General features: G+C 71.3%; 12 protein-coding genes. 9 read left to right on the top strand and 3 right to left on the bottom strand.

The window, feature by feature from the left end; all coding sequences use genetic code 11:
- Genes kdpA through ACYU8V_RS15345 form a run of 6 tightly spaced genes read left to right on the top strand, consistent with a single transcriptional unit; the run spans window position 1 to window position 9,027 of the window.
- Window positions 1–1,659, top strand: a complete 1,659-nt coding sequence (gene kdpA, locus ACYU8V_RS15370) for a potassium-transporting ATPase subunit KdpA (RefSeq protein WP_460848572.1) — start codon at window positions 1–3, stop codon at window positions 1,657–1,659.
- Complete coding sequence (kdpB, locus tag ACYU8V_RS15365) at window positions 1,659–3,686, top strand: potassium-transporting ATPase subunit KdpB (protein ID WP_460848571.1); 2,028 nt, start codon at window positions 1,659–1,661, stop codon at window positions 3,684–3,686. The genes kdpA and kdpB overlap by 1 nt, the downstream gene beginning before the upstream one ends.
- Window positions 3,687–3,694: 8 nt before the next feature.
- Window positions 3,695–4,300, top strand: a complete 606-nt coding sequence (gene kdpC, locus ACYU8V_RS15360; RefSeq protein ID WP_460848569.1) for a K(+)-transporting ATPase subunit C — start codon at window positions 3,695–3,697, stop codon at window positions 4,298–4,300.
- 4 nt (window positions 4,301–4,304) lie between these two features.
- Entirely contained in the window at window positions 4,305–6,845 is a 2,541-nt protein-coding gene (locus tag ACYU8V_RS15355; protein ID WP_460848567.1) for a sensor histidine kinase, read from the top strand.
- On the top strand, window positions 6,842–7,519 hold the full coding sequence (locus ACYU8V_RS15350; protein ID WP_460848565.1) for a response regulator: 678 nt from the start codon (window positions 6,842–6,844) through the stop codon (window positions 7,517–7,519). The genes ACYU8V_RS15355 and ACYU8V_RS15350 overlap by 4 nt, the downstream gene beginning before the upstream one ends.
- A 23-nt stretch (window positions 7,520–7,542) precedes the next feature.
- Window positions 7,543–9,027 (top strand): hypothetical protein, encoded by a 1,485-nt coding sequence (locus tag ACYU8V_RS15345; protein WP_460848564.1) that lies wholly within the window; start codon window positions 7,543–7,545, stop codon window positions 9,025–9,027.
- Between the two features lie 4 nt (window positions 9,028–9,031).
- On the opposite strand, the gene ACYU8V_RS15340 is transcribed toward ACYU8V_RS15345, so the two are convergent.
- Both ACYU8V_RS15340 and ACYU8V_RS15335 read right to left on the bottom strand, forming a co-directional pair.
- Window positions 9,032–14,998: a choice-of-anchor P family protein gene (locus tag ACYU8V_RS15340; RefSeq protein ID WP_460848562.1), complete on the bottom strand. Its 5,967-nt coding sequence runs from the start codon at window positions 14,996–14,998 to the stop codon at window positions 9,032–9,034.
- Between the two features lie 192 nt (window positions 14,999–15,190).
- Window positions 15,191–16,651: an NAD-dependent succinate-semialdehyde dehydrogenase gene (locus ACYU8V_RS15335; RefSeq protein WP_460848561.1), complete on the bottom strand. Its 1,461-nt coding sequence runs from the start codon at window positions 16,649–16,651 to the stop codon at window positions 15,191–15,193.
- 53 nt (window positions 16,652–16,704) lie between these two features.
- On the opposite strand from ACYU8V_RS15335, the gene leuE reads away from it, so the two are divergent.
- Genes leuE through ACYU8V_RS15320 form a run of 3 tightly spaced genes read left to right on the top strand, consistent with a single transcriptional unit; the run spans window position 16,705 to window position 18,550 of the window.
- Window positions 16,705–17,358 carry a leucine efflux protein LeuE gene (gene leuE / locus ACYU8V_RS15330; RefSeq protein ID WP_460848560.1) on the top strand — a complete coding sequence of 218 codons (654 nt, stop codon included), beginning with the start codon at window positions 16,705–16,707 and terminating at the stop codon, window positions 17,356–17,358.
- Entirely contained in the window at window positions 17,358–17,912 is a 555-nt protein-coding gene (locus tag ACYU8V_RS15325) for a nucleotidyltransferase family protein (protein ID WP_460848559.1), read from the top strand. Before leuE ends, ACYU8V_RS15325 begins: the two co-directional genes overlap by 1 nt.
- A 2-nt stretch (window positions 17,913–17,914) precedes the next feature.
- On the top strand, window positions 17,915–18,550 hold the full coding sequence (locus ACYU8V_RS15320) for an FMN-binding negative transcriptional regulator (protein WP_460848558.1): 636 nt from the start codon (window positions 17,915–17,917) through the stop codon (window positions 18,548–18,550).
- A gap of 54 nt (window positions 18,551–18,604) precedes the next feature.
- Here ACYU8V_RS15320 and ACYU8V_RS15315 read toward each other — a convergent pair.
- A partial coding sequence (locus tag ACYU8V_RS15315; RefSeq protein WP_460848557.1) for a hypothetical protein occupies window positions 18,605–19,188 on the bottom strand: 584 nt, incomplete at its 5' end.

Below are 19,188 nucleotides of genomic sequence, written 5' to 3'. Positions count from 1 at the left end.
ATGGACGACACCGTGGCCGGCCTGCTCCAGGTCGGCGTGCTGATCCTTGCCCTCGCCGTCTGCTACCGCCCGCTGGGCGGCTACATGGCGCGCGTGTTCACCAGCGAGAACGACCTGCGCGTCGAGCGCGTCGTCTACCGACTGGTCGGGGTGGACCCCCGCTCGGAGCAGCGGGTCCGGACGTACGCCGGCTCGCTGGTCGTCTTCTCCGCGATCTGCGTCGTGGTCCTCTTCGTGATGCAGCGCGTGCAGCCACACCTGCCGTGGTCGCTCGGCCTCCCGGCCGTCCGGCCCGACCTCGCCTTCAACACCGCCGTCTCCTTCGTGACGAACACGAACTGGCAGGCCTACTCGGGCGAGTCCACGATGGGCTACACCGTGCAGATGGCCGGTCTGGCCGTGCAGAACTTCGTGTCGGCGGCGGTCGGGCTGGCCGTCGCCGTGGCGCTCATCCGCGGCTTCGTCCGGTCCCGCACCGACCGGCTGGGCAACTTCTGGGTCGACCTGACCCGCGGCGTCGTACGGATCCTGCTGCCGGGGGCGGTCCTGGCGACCCTCGCCCTCATCGCACTCGGCGCGGTCCAGAACTTCTCCTCGGGCATCGACGTGACCACCCTGGCCGGCCACGTCCAGCACCTGCCGGGCGGTCCGGTCGCCTCGCAGGAGGCGATCAAGGAGCTCGGCACCAACGGCGGCGGCTTCTACAACGCCAACTCCGCCCACCCCTTCGAGAACCCGAACGCGCTCAGCGACCTGCTCGAGATCTTCCTGCTGCTGCTCATCCCCGTCTGCCTCACCCGCACCTTCGGGGTGATGGTGGGCGACCTGCGCCAGGGCTACGCGATCGTCGCGACGATGGCCGGGATCTGGGTCGTCCTCGTCGCGGCGGTGTGGGCCCTCGAGGTGCACAGCCCCGGCACGGCGTCGCACCTCGCCGGAGCCGCGATGGAGGGCAAGGAGACCCGCTTCGGCGTACCGGCCTCATCGGTGTTCGCCGTCTCGACGACCGGCACCAGCACCGGCGCCATCAACGCCCTCCACTCGTCGTTCTCGCCGATCGGCGGCGGCCTGCTGATCCTCAACATGGGGCTCGGCGAGGTCGCTCCCGGGGGCGTCGGGACCGGCCTGTACGGCATCCTCGTCGTCGCGGTGCTCACCGTCTTCGTGGCCGGGCTGATGGTCGGCCGGACGCCGGAGTACCTGGGCAAGAAGATCACCGCCCGCGAGATGAAGCTCGTCGCGGGCAACATCTTGGTGATGCCGGTGACCGTGCTGCTGATGACGGGCCTCGCACTGTCGCTCAAGAGCGCACGGGCCTCGATCCTCAATCCGGGCCCCCACGGGCTGAGCGAGATCCTCTACGCCTACATGTCGGGGGCCAACAACAACGGCTCGGCGTTCGCCGGCCTGGCCGCGAACACGACGTTCTACAACACCACGATCGGCATCGCGATGCTGATCGGGCGGTTCCTCCCGATCGTGCTGACCCTGGCCCTGGCCGGGTCACTCGCCCGGCAGGCGCCCGTGCCGCGCACCGCGGGCACGCTGCCCACGCACGGACCGCTCTTCGTCTCCCTGCTCGCCGGCATCGTCGTGATCGTCGCCGGCCTGACCTTCTTCCCCGCGCTCGCGCTGGGCCCGTTCGCGGAAGGCCTGTGATGACTCCCCTGCTCGAACCCAAGGTCCTGCGCGACGCCCTGCCGGGCGCGGTGCGCAAGCTGGACCCCCGCCAGATGGTCAAGGCACCGGTGATGTTCGTGGTCGAGGTCGGTGCCGTGTTCTGCACCGTGCTCGCCGTCCAGCGACCCACCTTCTTCGCGTGGTCGATCGTCGTGTGGCTCTGGCTCACCGTGGTCTTCGCCAACCTGGCCGAGGCGGTCGCCGAGGGCAGGGGCCGGGCCCAGGCCGAGACGCTGCGGCGTACCAAGCAGGAGACGGTCGCAGCCCGTCTCCGCGAGGACGGCGCCACCGAGGAGCTGTCGGCCTCGACATTGCGCGTGGGCGACCGGGTCGTCGTGGTGGCCGGCCAGCTCATCCCGGGCGACGGTGACGTCGTCGAGGGTGTGGCCAGCGTCGACGAGTCCGCGATCACCGGCGAGTCCGCACCGGTGATCCGCGAGTCCGGCGGCGACCGCAGCTCGGTCACCGGCGGCACGAAGGTGCTCAGCGACCGGATCGTCGTACGGATCACGACGAACCCCGGCGAGAGCTTCGTCGACAAGATGATCGCGCTCGTCGAGGGCGCCAGCCGGCAGAAGACCCCCAACGAGATCGCACTCAACATCCTGCTCGCGAGCCTGACCATCATCTTCCTGTGCGCCACCGTCACGCTGAAGCCGATGGCGATCTACTCCCACGCCGACCAGTCGATCATCATCCTGACCTCGCTCCTGGTCTGCCTGATCCCCACGACCATCGGCGCGCTGCTCAGTGCCATCGGCATCGCCGGCATGGACCGGCTCGTCCAGCACAACGTGCTCGCGATGTCGGGGCGGGCGGTCGAGGCCGCCGGCGACGTCAACACGCTGCTGCTGGACAAGACCGGAACCATCACGCTGGGCAACCGGCAGGCCGCCGAGCTCGTGCCGGTCACCGGTTGCGGCGAGGCGGAGCTCGCCGGGGCGGCACAGCTGTCCTCGCTCGCCGACGAGACGCCCGAGGGCCGCTCGATCGTCGTACTCGCCAAGGAGCGGTACGGCCTGCGTGAGCCGGCCGCGGACGTGACCCACGGCGCCACCTTCGTCGAGTTCACCGCACAGACCCGGATGTCGGGGGTCGACCGACCGGGGCACCAGGTCCGCAAGGGCGCCGCGACCGCGGTGATGAAGTGGGTGCGCGACAACGGGGGCCACCCGACCGCTGAGGTGGGCGACATCGTCGACGCCATCTCCACCGCCGGGGGTACGCCGCTGGTGGTGGCCGAGCTGCGCGACGGATCCGCCGCACGGGCGCTGGGCGTGATCCACCTCAAGGACGTCGTCAAGGACGGGATGCGCGAGCGCTTCGAGCAGATGCGCCGGATGGGCATCCGCACCGTGATGATCACCGGCGACAACCCGCTGACCGCCCGTGCGATCGCGGAGGAGGCCGGCGTCGACGACTTCCTCGCCGAGGCCACGCCCGAGGACAAGATGGCTCTCATCAAGAAGGAGCAGGAGGGCGGCCGGCTGGTCGCCATGACCGGCGACGGCACCAACGACGCGCCTGCGCTCGCGCAGGCCGACGTCGGCGTCGCCATGAACACCGGCACCGCGTCGGCCAAGGAGGCAGGCAACATGGTCGACCTGGACTCCAACCCGACGAAGCTCATCGAGATCGTGGAGATCGGCAAGCAGCTGCTCATCACCCGAGGAGCCCTGACGACGTTCTCGATCGCCAACGACATCGCGAAGTACTTCGCGATCATCCCGGCGATGTTCGCCGGTGTGTACGTCGGCCTCGACCGGCTCAACGTGATGGGCCTGCACTCACCCCGGTCGGCGATCCTGTCCGCCGTCATCTTCAACGCGCTCATCATCGTGGCGCTCATCCCGCTGGCCCTGCGCGGCGTCCGCTACAAGCCCTCGAGCGCGGGCGACCTGCTCCGCCGCAACCTCGCCATCTACGGCCTCGGCGGCGTCGTCGCGCCCTTCATCGGCATCAAGCTCATCGACCTGCTGGTGTCCCCCATCCCGGGCATCGGCTGAGGAGACCCATGACCACCCGCCCCTGGCTCGCCCAGACCGTCGCCGGCCTGCGCATGCTCGTCGTCCTCACCGTGCTGCTGGGCATCGGCTACCCGCTCGCGATGACCGGTGTCGGACAGGCACTGTTCCACCGGCACGCGAACGGCTCGCTGGTCACCCGCGACGGCTCCGTCGTCGGCTCCTCGCTGATCGGCCAGGCATCCACGGCACGGCGCTACTTCTGGTCGCGCCCGTCGGAGGCCGGCACCGGCTACGACCCGATGTCCTCGGGAGGGTCGAACCTCTCGCCCGACAACCCCACCCTGGTCGCGACCGTCCGCGAGCGGATCGCCGCGGTCGCGAAGGCCGACGGGATCGCGCCGGCCGACGTGGCGCCCGACGCGGTGCTGGCGAGCGGCTCCGGCCTGGACCCCCACATCTCCCCGGAGTACGCCGAGGAGCAGGTCGCCCGGGTTGCGGCCGCCCGTCACCTGCCCGTCGCCGCCGTGCGGAGGCTCGTCGCCGATCACACCTCGGGCCGGATGCTCGGGTTCCTCGGCGAGCCCACCGTGAACGTGCTCCTGCTGAACCTGGCGCTCGACGACCTGGCCGCGACGACGGCAGCGCAACAATGAGCACATGAGACGGGGTCGGCTGCGGGTCTACCTGGGCGCCGCGCCCGGTGTGGGGAAGACCTACAAGATGCTCGAGGAGGCGGGGCGCCGCCAGAGCCGCGGCACCGACGTCGTGATCGGCATCGTCGAGACGCACGGCAGGGATCGGACCGCGGCGCTGCTGGCCGACCTCGAGGTGGTGCCGCGTCGTACCCTCGAGCACCGCGGGACCGTGCTGGAGGAGATGGATCTCGACGCCGTGCTGCGGCGCCGGCCACAGGTCGCCCTGGTCGACGAGCTGGCCCATACCAACGTGCCCGGCTCGCGCCACGCCAAGCGCTGGCAGGACGTCGAGGAGCTGCTGGACGCCGGCATCGACGTCATCTCCACCGTGAACGTCCAGCACCTCGAGTCGGTCAACGACGTGGTCGAGAAGATCACCGGCGTCCCCCAGCGGGAGACCGTGCCGGACGCGGTCGTGCGGGCCGCCGACCAGGTCGAGCTCGTCGACATGTCCGCCGAGGCCCTCCGCCGGCGCCTCGCCCACGGCAACGTCTACGCGCCGGACAAGATCGACGCGGCGCTGTCGAACTACTTCCGGGTCGGCAACCTGACCGCGCTGCGCGAGATCGCCCTGCTGTGGGTCGCGGACAAGGTCGACGACGCGCTGCAGGCCTATCGCCGCCGCAACGACATCGACAGCACCTGGGAGACCCGGGAGCGGGTGGTCGTCGCCCTGAGCGGCGGGCCCGAGGGCGAGCACCTGATCCGCCGGGCCGCACGCATCGCGGCACGCTCGGGGACCGGGGACCTGCTCGCCGTGCACGTGAGCCGCTCGGACGGGCTCACCGGCGCCGACCCGACGCACCTTGCCAAGCAGCAGCAGCTCGTCGAGTCCCTGGGCGGCACCTTCCATCAGCTGCTCGGTGACAACGTCACCGAGACCCTGATCTCCTTCGCGCGGGCCGAGAACGCCACGCAGCTGGTGCTGGGCGACAGCAGGCGGCGCCGCCTGGCGGCGTACTTCTCAGGCCCGGGTGTCGGGGTGACGACGACCCGCGCGTCCGGCGACATCGATGTGCACATCGTCACCCACTCGCACGCCGGCCGCGGGCGGCGCCTGCCCGTCGGCCGTGGCAGCCTGAGCGTCGACCGCCGGGTCCTCGGCTACGTCCTCGGCATGGTGCTGCCGGTGCTGCTCACCCTCGCGCTGCTGCCGGTCGACCGGCTCAACCTGACCAGCGACGTCCTCGCCTTCCTGTTCCTCGTCGTCGCGGTCGCCCTGGTCGGCGGCACCGGACCGGCCCTGGTGGCGGCCCTGCTGGGGTCGTTCCTGCTCAACTTCTGGTTCACCCCGCCCCTGCACACCTTGACGATCGGCGACACCAACAACGCACTCGCCCTGCTGGTGTACCTCCTGGTCGCGATGATGGTGTCGTGGGTCGTCGACGTGGCCGCCCGGCGGACGCGACAGGCCGCACGGGCGGTCGCCGAGTCGCAGGTCCTCGCCAGCCTGGCGGCGATGCCCCTGACCGGATCCTCCGGTCTCGCGTCGCTGCTGGAGCGGTTCCGGGAGACGCTCTCGCTCGACTCGGTGTCCTTCCTCGAGCGCTCCGAGGGCGCCTGGATCGTCGTCGACACCGCAGGCCAGGACCCCGCGACGGTGCCCGACACGGCCGACACGGTCGTCCCCGCCGGCGGGGACACGGCCCTGGCCGTCCGGGGCCGGGTCCTCGCGGCCGAGGATGCCCGCGTGGCGGCCGCCTTCGCCGCCCGCACCGCGCAGGCCCTGCAGCAGATCAGGCTCTCGGAGGCGGCCGCTCGGGCGGTCCCGCTCGCCGAGGCCGACCGGGTGCGTACGGCGCTGCTCGCGGCCGTCGGTCACGACCTGCGCACGCCGCTGGCGGCGGCCAAGGCCGTCGTGTCCGGTCTGCGCGCCGAGGACGTGTCCCTCACCGACGCCGACCGGCGCGAGCTGCTCGAGACGGCCGACGACTCCCTCGACAAGCTGTCCGGACTGGTCGACAGCCTGCTCGACCTGTCGCGCCTGCAGGCCGGGGCGCTGCCGGTGCACCTGCTGCCGGTCCAGGCCGAGGACGTCATCGCCGGCGCCCTCGACGACCTCGCTCTCGAGCCGCGCGCGGTCGTCCTCGACCTGGCCGAGGACCTCCCCGCCGTCCTCGTCGACGCCGGCCTGCTCGAGCGGGTCATCGTCAACGTGCTCGCGAACGCCCAGCGCCACTCGCCGCCGGACGTCCCCCCGCTGGTGACCGCGAGCGCGCTGCTCGGCCGGCTGGAGATCCGCATCGTCGACCGCGGCCCCGGCATCCCGGCCGACGACTGGGGCAGGGTGTTCCTGCCCTTCCAACGGCTGGGCGACCACACGAACACCACCGGCGTCGGGCTCGGTCTCGCGGTGGCCCGCGGACTCGCCGAGGCGATGGGCGGCACACTGGAGCCCGAGGAGACGCCAGGGGGCGGACTCACCATGGTGATCTCCCTCGCCGTCGCGGGCGGCGACGTCGACACCGGACCGGAGCTGGGGATCAGGGAGCGGGTGCAATGACACGGATCCTGGTGGTGGACGACGAGCCGCAGATCGTCCGCGCACTGTCGATCAACCTGCGCGCACGGGGCTACGAGGTGACCACGGCCGGCGACGGCGAGGAGGCGCTCGCGGTCACCGAGCTCGCGCCGCCGGACGTCGTCGTGCTGGACCTGGGTCTGCCCGACCTGGATGGGATCGACCTGATCGCGCGGCTGCGGTCGCGCTCCGGCGTACCGATCCTGGTGCTGTCGGGCCGCTCCGACAGCGCCGACAAGGTGGAGGCGCTCGACGCCGGCGCCGACGACTACGTGACGAAGCCGTTCGGCATGGACGAGCTGCTCGCGCGGCTGCGGGTGATGGTGCGGCGTACCGCACCGGTCGAGGAGGACGACCCGGTGGTCGAGTTCGGCAGGGTCCGCGTCGACTTCGGCGCGACCCGCGCCACCGTGGGCGGAGCAGAGGTCAGGCTGACGCCCACCGAGTGGCACCTGCTCGAGGTGCTGGCCCGCAACCCGGGCCGGCTGATGTCGCAGCGGCAGCTGCTGACCGAGGTGTGGGGGCCCGGCTACGAGACCGCCCAGGGCAACCTGCGCCTCTACATGGCCCAGCTGCGGCGCAAGCTGGAGCCCGACCCGGCCCGCCCGGTCCACTTCCGCAACGAGCCGGGGATGGGCTACCGCTTCGAGCCCTAGGTGCCCCCTGGGAGGATCGGGCCGTGAACGACGTCGGCAGGAGCGGGATGCCGACGCGCATCGCCGTGGCGGTCATCGCCCTGGTCGCGGCGGCGACGCGAATCCCGTTCCTGACCTGGCCCGCCACGATCGACGACGGCGGCTTCTACCAGGTCGCGCAGTCGTGGCTGCACGGCGGACCGAACCTGTACGGCGACTACTGGGTCGACCGCCCGCCGGGCCTGATCGGTCTGTTCGCGATCGCCGCCGGCACCGGGCACTTCGTCGTGATCCGGGTCATCGCGCTGGTCGCCGTGGTGGTGCTGATCCTCGCGGTGGCGCGCGCGGTCCGCGTCCTCGGCGGCTCGCCGGTGTGGGCGGCCGCGGTCGCGGCAAGCCTCACCCTGACCCCGCTGTTCGGCGCCCAGCTGGATCCCGGCGAGCTGCTGGCGAGCGCCGTGACCGCGGTCGCGTTCCTGGCGGCGGTCGAGGCCCGTCGTACGCCGGGGTGGTGGGGCGTCCTGCTCGCCACCACCGCCGGCCTCACCGGTGTCGCGGCGGCCTGCGTGAAGCAGAACTTCGTCGACGGCCTGGTCGCCGTGGCGGTACTGCTCGGAGCCGACCTGCTCACCCGCCGTCGCGTCGAGCGGCGCCGATCCGGGGGCCTCCTGCTCGCCGCCGGGCTCGGCACGGTCATCGGCGCCGTCGCGCTCCTGGTCGTCTCCGAGGTCGCCATGACCGGGCCCGCCGCGCTGTTCGACGCGCTCGTGACCTTCCGGATCGACGCGCGCGACTACCTCGCCACCACCCCCAACGCCCGGCTGATCACCCGGCTGGGGACCCTCGACGACCGTGCCCTGGTCTCGGGACTGCTCCCCCTGGTGCTCGTCCTCGCGGTCGCCGGGGTACGCCGGTTCCGCGACCCGAGTGCGGCCGGGCTGGCCGTCGCGGCGGGCCTGGCGATCAGCGTCATCGGCATCGTTGGCGGTGGGGGCGCGTGGTCGCACTACCTGATCTGCCCCACCGTGTGGGTCGCTATCGGGGCGGGCCTGGCGGCCCGGTCGCGGCTGACGCAGGCCGGCGTCCTCGCCGTGGTCCTGTCGTGCGCGATCAGCGTCGTGGTCCAGCTCGGCAGGGGTCCGACCCACGAGTGGCTGGACGCCCGCGCGGTCGGCCTCGCGATCCACCGGGCGGCGCAGCCGGGCGACACCGCGATCGCCCTCTACGGCGTGGCCGACGTCCAGTACTACACCGGCCTGCGCTCGCCGTACCCCTATCTGTGGTCGCTGCCGATGTTCGTGCGCGACCCCTCCCTGGAGCAGCTGCGGGCCGTCGTGGCAGGTCCCGACGCGCCGACCTGGATCGTCCAGACCAACGACAGGATCTTCGTCGGTCCGTACCGCGACGATCTCGGTGCGCTCGTCGCGGCCCGCTACCGGCAGGTCAGCGACTCCTGTCACAGCCGCGTCTGGCTGCTCGACGGCCAGGAGCGCCCCATCCCGGAGAGGTTCGGGTGCCGCCCGGCCTGAACCGTCAGCCGAAGGAGGAGTCGGCGTGCGCCTGGGCGACGTCCACCTCGACCCCCGGGTTCAGGCCGAGCAGGTTGTTGGCCACCGTGACCACCACCCGGATCGACCGGATCGTGATCCCGCTGTGCTTGGCGCCGATGCATGCGTGGTTCGCCGCACCGCCCGCGTCGCAGAACTGCTCGTTGAGGATCACGAAGCCGATGCCGGGCAGGTTGATGACCGTGTTCGGCGCCGGTGTGCCGCTGATGGGCACCCCGAGCACCTTCAGCCCGACCAGCTGGGTCCCGGTGTCGGACGAGCTCGATCCCGATGACGTCCCGGAGGACCTGGCCTCGGACCGCACCGTCGTCGCACTGACCACGCAGGACCCCGCGTTGCCGAGCACACAGAGCGGTCCTGACCCGTCACCGGCCACCTCGGCATAGCTGCGCGAGGTGCTCGCCGTGGCCGTCAGTGCCCCGTCGCTGTGCGAGTCGGCCACCGCCGCGCCCAGCACCGAGCCGTTGGCCGGCAGGGCCACCCCGGCGACGTGCTCGGTCTCGTTGCCGCCCAGCGGAGCGATCTGCACGTAGCCCTGCAGCAGGTCCGCGAGGAGCGGGCCGGTGAAGAGGCGAGCGACGTACGCATTGCCGCTCAGGGCCTGGTTGTGCGTCGTGCTGCAGACGAAGGTCTGCGGGAACTCGCTGTGCGCGGTCGCGGACGCCACCTTGAGCTCGACCGCCTGGACGCCTCCCAGGACGCCGGTGATCTTGAGGTGGATCATCGTGACCGACTCGTCACCGACGTACTTGCCGCTGACCAGGCCGGTCGAGGAGGTGTTCTCGTTGATCGCCACGTAGCTGCCGCGGCCGAAGACCGTGGCGTTGAGCGGGATGGTGGTGGTCTGGGTCAGGTCCACCGGGGTCGCCAGGCCGACGACCTTGAGGTCCTGGATCACCGAGCCGGTCTCGCTCGCGGTGGCGTAGGCGCCGTTGGCCGTCGTCGACGCGACACCGCGGACGGTGCCGGTCTGCACCGTGCAGACCCCGGCCACCGGGACCAGGCAGACGCCCGCGACCTCCGACGTCGAGGTCTGCCGTGCCTCCGCCGGTGCGGCGGTCACCGAGCTCGAGCTCGTCGTGGTGAGCACGCCCGCGCTCACCACCCCACCGATGTTCAGGCTGAGCACGCTGTCGCTGTTGCTGGTCGGGCCCCCCAGACCCGACTGGCTGCTGGCGGCGTTGCTGAAGTCGGCGGTCGTCGAGTTGACGATCTTGGCGTTCAGCAGACCGGTGATCAGGGTGAGCAGGCCCGAGGAGTTGAGCTCCAGGCCGGTGGCCGATCCGTTCGCCTTCGCGCCGCTGGGGTCGGGCTGGGGCGAGACCGGGTCGGTCACGGTGTTGGAGTCGATCGCCGGCGACGAGCCGACCTGCAGGTGCGCGACGTTCGTGACGCTGCACTGCTGGTTGCTGGTCAGCTTGACCGTCAGCTGCACCGAGCCGGTGCCGCCTCCGGGAGCGATCGTCCCGACCTGCCAGGTGGCCGTCGGCACCGTGCCGGTGAACGAGCAGCCACCCGTGCAGGAGATGTTCGTCGTACCCGACGGGACCGGGTCCGTGACCACCACGCCGTCCGCGGAGGCGGCACCGGTGTTGGTCCAGGTCAGGGTGTAGGTCAGGTACTGGTCGCCGTTGGTCCGCACGTCGACCGACGAGGTCTTGGTCAGCGACACGTTCGGCGAGGCGGGCACGCAGGCGGTCGTGGCAGCGCTGGTGCCGTTGGCCAGGGTGACGCTGTTGCCGACCGGGTAGCTGCCGGTCGCACAGCCGCCGCCACCGGACGCGCCGGTGAAGGTGCTCGGCATCGCCGCGGTGTAGGTGAACACCTGCTGCGAGCCGGGCTGGATCGTGCCGGTGGTGCACGACAGCGTGCCCCCGGACTGGGTGCAGCCGCTCGGGACCGTCGGCGACAGCCGGTTGTCGTAGTCGTCGACGAAGGTCGTCGAGCCGGCCACGGCACCGGTGTTGTGCACGGTCACCGTGTAGGTCACGGTCTGTCCCGGCGTGGGCGTCGTGGTGCTGACGCTCTTGTCCACGGTGAACTTCGGCGCTGCCGTGACGCAGACCGTCTGGTCGGCCATGTCGACGCCGCCGATGGTCACCTGGTTGGTGACGCCGTACTGCCCGGTGGTGCAGGGCGCGACGCCGGAGGTTCCGGAGTACGTCGCCGGCAGGACCGCGCTGTAGCTGAAGTCCTGGTGGTCACCGGAGTTGAGGACGCCGGTGGTGCAGGTCATCGAGCCGGTCCCGGCCGTGCACCCCGCTGGGAGGGTCGGCGACAGGCGGTCGTCGTAGTCGTCGACGTACGTCGTCGAGCCGGAGGCCGAGCCCACGTTGGTGACGGTCACCTTGTAGGTGACGGTGTCGCCGGGCAACGCGTTCGGCTTGTCGACGGTCTTGGTGACGGTGAACCTGGCCGAGGCACTCACGCAGACGACGGCATCCGCCTTGGTCCCGTTGGCGAGCGTCGCGACGTTGTGGACGGCGTACGCCGTGCCGCCGCAGCTCTGCGTGTCCGGCGACCCGGTGTAGGTGGCCGGCACCGTCGCCGAGTAGTCGAAGCTCTGGCTCGCGCCGGCCGCCAGCACACCGGTGGTGCAGGTGAAGTGGGTGGCGTCGGCGAGGGTGCAGCCGGCGGGCGCCGCGGTCAGGGACGCCCCGGAGACGTCGCTGAAGGTGGTCGATCCCGCCGCGGTCCCGGTGTTGGTCACCGTGATCCGGTAGTCGACCGAGCCGCTCGGCGTCACGATCCGCTGGGTGCTGGACTTGACGATGGTGAACGCCGGTGCGGCCGCGACGCAGACCCGGACCGCCGCGGTCGAGGCACCGATGCTGACCGCGTTGTCGACGGCGTACCGCCCGCTCGCGCAGGTCCCGACCGGGGCGTCCGCGGCGAAGGTCGCGGGCATCGCCGCGGTGTAGGTGAACGTCTGCGACTTGCCCGGGTCGAGCGAGGCGGTGGTGCAGGTGAATACCCGGTTGCCGGTGAGCGTCGGCGAGCAGTCGTTGCCGGCCGGGATCGACGTGGCGGTCGACGGGGTGAGCCGGTCGTCGAAGTCGTCGGTGAACGTCGTCGAGCCGGGCGCGGAGCCGCCGTTGGTGACGGTCACGGTGTAGGTCACCGTGTCACCGGCGCCCACCAGCGTCTTGTCGGCGGACTTCTTCACGCTGAACGCCGGAGCCGCGGCCACGCAGACGTCGGTGCTGGCCGACCTCGTGGTGCCCTGGATCGTGACGCTGTTGGCGATCTGGAAGGTGCCCGGGGCACAGCTCCCGGTGCCCGAGGAGCCGGTGAAGCTCAGTGGCACGACGGCGGTGTAGACGAACGGCTGGTGGCCGCCGGCCGCGATGGTGCCGGTCGTGCAGGTGAGCTTGCCTCCTGCGTCGGTGCAGCCCGCCGGCACGGACGGGGTGAGCCGGTTGTCGTAGTCGTCGACGACGGTCGTCGAACCCTGCGCGCTGCCGACGTTCCTCACGTCGATCGTGTAGGTGACCGTGTCGCCGGGCTGGACGTTCTTCTTGTCCACCGACTTGGTGACCGTGAAGTCCGGTCCGGCCGTGACGCACAGGTTGGCGGTGGCGTGGGTGCCGTTGGTCAGGGTGACCGTGTTGGCGATCAGGAAGGTGCCGGTGGCGCAGGGCCCGCCGCCACCCGCGCCCGTGTACGTCGACGGCACGACCGCCGTGTACACGAAGCTCTGCTGCTGGCCGGCCGCGATCGTGCCGGTCGTGCAGACGAACTCCTTGTTGCCCGACACCGTGGTCGGCGAGCAGTCGTTGCCGGTCGGGTTCGAGGCGGCCGTGCTCGGCGAGAGCCGGTCGTCGAAGTCGTCGGTGAAGCTGGTGCTCCCCGCCGCGGAGCCCGTGTTCGAGACGGTGATCGTGTAGGTCACCGTCGCGCCCGGCGCCGGGGAGGAGTTGCTGACGGTCTTCGAGACCACGAACGCCGCGGCCGCGCTGACGCAGACGTCCTGGGTCGCGGAGATCGACGTACCGGTGATGGTGGCGGTGTTGCTGACCCGGTAGTGCGAGCTGTCACAGGCCCCACCGCCGGCCGGGCCGTTGAACACCGACGGGAGCGTGACGCTGTAGGTCACGGTCTGCTGGCCGCCGGCGGCGATCGTGCCGGTCGTGCAGTTCAGGGTGGTGGTGACGTTGCAGGAGCCGGTGTTCGGCGACAGCGTGATGTTGGTGGGCGTCACCCGGCTGTCGAAGGCGTCGGTGAAGCTGGTGCTGCCCGCCGCGGTGCCGGTGTTCTTGACAGTGATCGTGTAGGTCACGACCTGGCCGGGCGAGGCGATCGCGTGATCCACCGTCTTCGTGATCTTGTACGCCGGCGCGGCGGCCACGCACAGCTCGACCGTCGCCGCGGGGCCGCTCGCGAGGGTCGCGGTGTTGTCGATCGGGTAGCTGCCGGTCGGGCAGGTGCCGCCGCCGGACGTCGTACCGAACGAGGACGGGACGACCGCGGTGTAGGTGAAGACCTGGGAGCCGCCGGCCGCGATGCTGCCGGTCGTGCAGTTGAACGCGCCGCCGCCGGTGGCGAGCGTGCAGCCGGCCGGGGTGGTCGGCGAGAGCCGGTCGTCGAAGTTGTCGGTGAAGGACGTGGAGCCTGCGGCCTTGCCGGTGTTGGAGACGGTGATCGTGTAGGTCACGGTCGCGCCGGGGGCGGGGGTGCGGTTGTCGACGGTCTTGGTGATCGCGAAGGCCGGGGTGCCGGAGACACAGACGACGGCGGTCGCGGAGCCCGCTCCGCCCGCGAGGGCTGCGGTGTTGCTGACCGGGAAGCGGTCGGTGCTGCAGCCCGCGGTGCCGGCGCCGGAGCCGAAGGTGGTCGGCATCGTCGCTGAGTAGGTGAAGGTCTGCGAGGCGCCCGGGTCGAGCGAGGACGTGGTGCAGTTGAGCACGTGGTTGCCGGAGACGACCGCCGGCGTACAGCTGCCGCCCGAGGGGCTCGTCGTCACCGCGCCCGGCGTGATCGACTCGTCGTAGTCGTCGACGAAGGTGGTCGATCCCGCCATTCCACCGGTGTTCTTGACGGTGATCGTGTAGGTGATGGCGCCGCCGGGACCGGCGGTCGTGGCGCTCGGCGTCTTGGTGATCGTGAACGCGGCCGGAGCGAGCGGGAGCGTGGCGCCCGCCTGGACGTTGCTGGACATCGACCCGATCGTGGTGCTGTCGATCGAGCTCAGCTTGAAGGCGTAGGGACCGCCGCTCACCGAGCTCGCGCCCAGGCCCTGGCCCCACGCGCGCGGAGCGGTGTCGGGTCCGCCGACGGCCAGGTGGCCGCCGAACAGCAGCACCGCGGAGTGGGACTTGGTGGGCGTCGGGTTGACGAAGCTGACCGTCACGGTCACCAGGTCGTCACCCGAGGCCGGGGAGCTGTGGCCGACGACCGAGTCGCCGACGACCGTCCCGCCGTACATCACCCAGTTGCGCTGCGCGGCCGGCAGCACATGGGCCGCGACCGCGGGCGAGATGCCGGCGCCGACCGGCGGGATGGTGGTGGCCGGGTCGACCGACATCGGCCAGGAGCTGGGGGTTCCCGTGCAGAGCGACGCCTGGGTGCCGGAGAGGTTGCCGCAGGGATCGGCGTTCTTCACCGTGGTGTTCCAGGTGCCCAGCGAGTCGTAGGCGTGCGAGTTGCTGCTGCCCTTGCGGTCCTGATAGGTGAAGGTCAGCGTGTGCCTGGCGTTGTCCGCGGGGAGCGTGAGCACCGCGCGCTGCGGGATCACGTCGTCCTCGTGGAAGTGCGAGTTCGTCGCCTGGATGGAGCCGTTGATCCAGCCCTGCGCACAGGTGGTCGCCGTCCCCGAGCCGTTGGCGCACTGGGCGAAGCTGGACACGCCCGCACTGGACGCGGCCCCCGCCGGGGGTGTGATCGCGACGCCGAAGCCGGCGGCGGTCATCGCACTGACGACGAGAAGACGCAACACACGCATGATGCCCCCCAGGACACTCGGCTGGTTCGGCCACCCGAGGGCCCGACAGGCGAGGGAGGCGCCTGCCGCGATCCGTGTCAGATCAATTGCGAACCTAAGACGCTTTACCCAGGTCGGCTGTCGAAGTCGGGTAAAGGTTGCTGGCGGATCTGAGCCTTGACGGTGTCGGTAAAGAGTGCGTCCTCAGATGAGGTCGACGCTGAAGTAGCGCGTCTCCTGGAACTCGCGGATGCCCTCGCGCGCACCCTCCCGCCCGATGCCGCTCTGCTTCACCCCGCCGAACGGCGCGGACGGGTCGGACACCAGCCCGCGGTTGACGCCGACCATCCCGGCCTCGATCCGCTCGGCCAGCTTCAGCCCGTCCTGCAGCCGCCCCGCATAGAGGTACGCCGCCAGCCCGTACTCGGTGTCGTTGACCTGGCGCACCATCTCGTCGGTGTCGGTCCAGGTGACGATCGGCGCGACGGGCCCGAAGATCTCGTCCTTGATGATCTCCGCGTCGGGGGCGACGTCCACGAGGACCGTGGGAGCGACGTACCAACCCTCGGGGGCGGTGGCCTGGTGGGCGATCCGGGCTCCCGCGGCGACCGCGGCGGCGAGCTTGGCGTTGATCTCCTTGGCGGCCTTCTGGGTGATCATCGGGCCGATGTCGCTGCCGTCGGCGGCGGGGCCGACCTTGAGGGCCTCGACCGCCTTGCCGAAGCGGGCGGTGAAGTCCTCGGCGACGTCGGCGTGCACGTAGAACCGGTTGGCCGCGGTGCAGGCCTGTCCGCCGTTGCGGAACTTCGCGAGCATCGCGCCCTTGACGGCCTCGTCGAGGTCCGCGTCGGCGGTGACGATGAAGGGCGCGTTGCCACCGAGCTCCATGCCGGTGTTGACGACCCGCTCGGCCGCCTGGGCGAGGAGGCGGCGGCCGACCGGCGTCGAGCCGGTGAACGAGATCATCCGGACCCGGTCGTCCTCCAGCCAGGCGGTGACCAGCGCGCCCGAGTCGGTGGTGGGTACGACGTTCACGACCCCGTCGGGCACGCCGGCCTGCTGCATCAGGTCGGCCACGGCGAGCGCGGTCAGCGGCGTCTCGCCGGCCGGCTTGAGGACGACCGTGCAGCCGGCCGCGAGCGCCGGTCCGATCTTCCGCGTGGCCATGGCGGCGGGGAAGTTCCACGGGGTGACGAGTGCCGCGACACCGATCGGCTGGTGGGTCACGATGGTGCGCGCGCCGGACGCGGGCGCGATCGAGTAGTCCCCCTCGCTGCGCACGGCCTCCTCGCCGAACCAGCGGAAGAACTCGGCGGCGTACGCCACCTCCGCCTTGGCGTCGGCCAGGCTCTTGCCGTTCTCGGCGCTCATCAGCGCGGCCAGACGGTCGGTGTCGGCGACCATCAGCTCGTAGGTCTTCCGCAGCACCTCGCCGCGCTGGCGCGGGGTGGTCGCGGCCCAGTCCGGGAGGGCGGCGGCGGCCGCGTCGACGGCGGCCGTGGCCTCGGCGGTGCCGCCGGCGGCGATCTTCGCGATGGTGGCGCCGGTGGCCGGGTCGTGCAGGTCGAAGGTGTCGCCCGTGGTCACGACCTTCCCGTTGATGCGCAGGCCCGGGTCGACGCTCTCGACGGCACTCTCGAAATCGGTGGTGAAGTCCTCGCTCATGCCTCCAACGTAACGCGATTGTGGAGGGTCGGACCGGCTGCGATGATCGGGGGATGCTGGGCATCACCGACCTGTCGACGTACCTGGCCGGTCTGATCGTGATCATCCTGCTGCCCGGCCCGAACTCGCTCTACGTCCTCTCGGTCGCGGCGCGGCGCGGCCGGCGGCCGGCGTACACGGCGGCCTGTGGGGTGTTCACCGGCGATGCGGTGCTGATGACGCTGTCCGCGGCCGGTGTGGCGTCGCTGCTGAAGGCCAACCCGGTGGCCTTCGACGTGGTGAAGTTCGTCGGCGCGGGCTACCTGGGCTGGCTCGCGTTCACCATGCTGCGCGCGGCGATCCGGACCTGGCGGATGCGGCGCGACGAGGTGCTGGCCGCGACCCGCGGCGTACCGGTCGAGGAGCTGGAGCGGCCCTACCGACGGGCGCTGGTGATCAGCCTGCTCAACCCGAAGGCGATCCTGTTCTTCATCGCGTTCTTCGTGCAGTTCGTGGATCCGGCCTATGCCCATCCCGCGCTGTCGTTCCTCTTCCTCGGCGTGCTGGCCGAGATCGCGAGCGCCCTCTACCTGTCCACGCTGATCTTCGGCGGGGTGCGGCTGGCCGAGACGTTCCGGCGGCGGCGCGGGCTGGCGGCCGGCGGGACCTCCGCGGTCGCGACCGTGTTCCTCGGGTTCGCGATCAAGCTGTCGCTGACGCACGGCTGATGGGCCCGGTCCTCGGGGTGGTGCTGGCGGCCGGGGCGGGCCGTCGGTACGGCGGTCCCAAGGCCTTCGTGCGCACACCCGGCGGTGAGACGTGGCTGGAGCGGACCTGCGGGGCCCTGCTCGGCGGGGGCTGCGACGCGGTCGTGGCGACGGTGCCGGTCGACGGGGAGGTGCCCCCGCTGGACGAGCGGGTGACGGTGCTGCCGCTGCGCACCTCCGGGCAGAGCGAGTCCCTGGCTGCGGCGCTGGACCTCGCCGTCGCGCGCGGAGCCTCCGCCGTGGTCGTGATGCTCGTGGACCTGCCCGACGTGGGCACCGACGTGGTGGCGCGGGTGCTCGGGACCGGGGTCGGGCCGGGGTCGCTCGCGCGGGCGACGTACGACGGGCGGCCAGGGCACCCGGTGCTCATCGGCTCCGCACACCTGGCCCCGTTGATCGGCTCCCTCGCCGGCGACACGGGCGCGAACGCCTACCTGACGGCGCACGGGGTTCAGCTCGTCGAGTGCGGTGACCTCGCGACCGGTGTCGACGTCGACACCCCTGGAGAGGACTGACCGTGTACGTGCCCCCGTTCAACCGGGTCGAGGAGCTCGAGGAGCTCCGGGAGATGGTCGCGGCGACGGCGGCCGCGTGGGTGGTGACGACCGGCCCCGGCGGCGTACCGCTCGCGACGCTGCTGCCGGTGGTCTGGGACGGCGACCGGGTCATCGCGCACCTGGCGAAGGCGAATGACCACTGGCGCTCGATCGCGGACGGTACGCCGGCGCTCGTGATCTGCCCCGGCCCCGATGCCTACGTCTCGCCGTCCTGGTACGCCGCCAAGGCCGAGCACGGCCGCGTCGTACCGACCTGGAACTACACCGCCGTGCACCTCACCGGCACCGCCGTCGTGCACCAGGACCCGGCGTGGTTGCTGGAGGCGGTGACATCGTTGACCGCCGTCCACGAGGGTGGCCGAACTGAGCCGTGGCAGGTCTCGGACGCACCCGAGGCGTACGTCGAGGGGATGCTCCGCGGGATCGTCGGCCTCGAGATCACGGTGACCGGAGTCGAGGGCAAGGCCAAGCTCAGCCAGAACCGCTCCGACGCCGACCGGGAGGGCGTGGTGTCCGGGCTGCGGGCTGAGGGGAACGCGCGTTCCGCGGCGGTCGCCGAGGCGATGAACGGTTGGAGGAAGAGCGCGGGCGGGTAAGCCCGCAGCCGTGAGAACTCGGACCCGCCTCGGCACGCACATCAACTGACGGGCTCACACGGCCGATTCGAGCCAGTGCCGAACGTCGAGGTCGAGGTCGAGGCCGCTCCGACATGCCCCGGCGAGGATGGCGGCCTTCCACCCCTCACCTCCGTTGAAGAGCCGCTCGGAGATGTTCAGCCGTCCTCCTGCACGATCGCGAAGGGTGCAAGTGGCGCCCGTACGAGCGCCGACGAACAAGGTGATCGTGGTCAGGTGATGAAGGTCGACGCTCTGTCGCCGGACGAAGAGGACCGTGGTCTTGAGGTGGTCGTCGTCCCATTCCAGGACGGGAGTCATCAACAACCCGCACACCACCGCTCCAGTGAGGAGAGCGACGATCGCGACGCTGATGCCGACAGGTCCGGTGTCGCGGCCAAGGTCGCTCGCGGCCGCGACCAGGCACAGCGCGCCGAACGCCACCGCGGCCGGCATGGCCTTCGAGCGCACGACGCCTGACACGTCACCACCGTCCCAGCAGGCCTTTTCCTTGTCCAGCAAGGGTTCTCGAGGCGGATCGAGTCGTGCTCCGATCCGGTCAGTGCCAGTAGAGCTCGCCGATGATGGTGCCGTCGTCGGTGGTGATGGGTTCGGCTTCG

The organism is Nocardioides ultimimeridianus, from assembly GCF_054777895.1.
This window is presented reverse-complemented; position numbering and strand designations above follow the sequence as displayed.

Bases quoted from the DNA above. Each gene is read 5' to 3' on its own strand.
- ACYU8V_RS15350 (WP_460848565.1), top strand. From the start codon at position 6,842: ATGACACGGATCCTGGTGGTGGACGACGAGCCGCAGATCGTCCGCGCA.
- ACYU8V_RS15355 (WP_460848567.1), top strand. From the start codon at position 4,305: ATGAGACGGGGTCGGCTGCGGGTCTACCTGGGCGCCGCGCCCGGTGTG.
- kdpC (WP_460848569.1), top strand. From the start codon at position 3,695: ATGACCACCCGCCCCTGGCTCGCCCAGACCGTCGCCGGCCTGCGCATG.
- ACYU8V_RS15325 (WP_460848559.1), top strand. From the start codon at position 17,358: ATGGGCCCGGTCCTCGGGGTGGTGCTGGCGGCCGGGGCGGGCCGTCGG.
- kdpA (WP_460848572.1), top strand. From the start codon at position 1: ATGGACGACACCGTGGCCGGCCTGCTCCAGGTCGGCGTGCTGATCCTT.
- leuE (WP_460848560.1), top strand. From the start codon at position 16,705: ATGCTGGGCATCACCGACCTGTCGACGTACCTGGCCGGTCTGATCGTG.
- ACYU8V_RS15335 (WP_460848561.1), bottom strand. From the start codon at position 16,651: ATGAGCGAGGACTTCACCACCGATTTCGAGAGTGCCGTCGAGAGCGTC.
- kdpB (WP_460848571.1), top strand. From the start codon at position 1,659: ATGACTCCCCTGCTCGAACCCAAGGTCCTGCGCGACGCCCTGCCGGGC.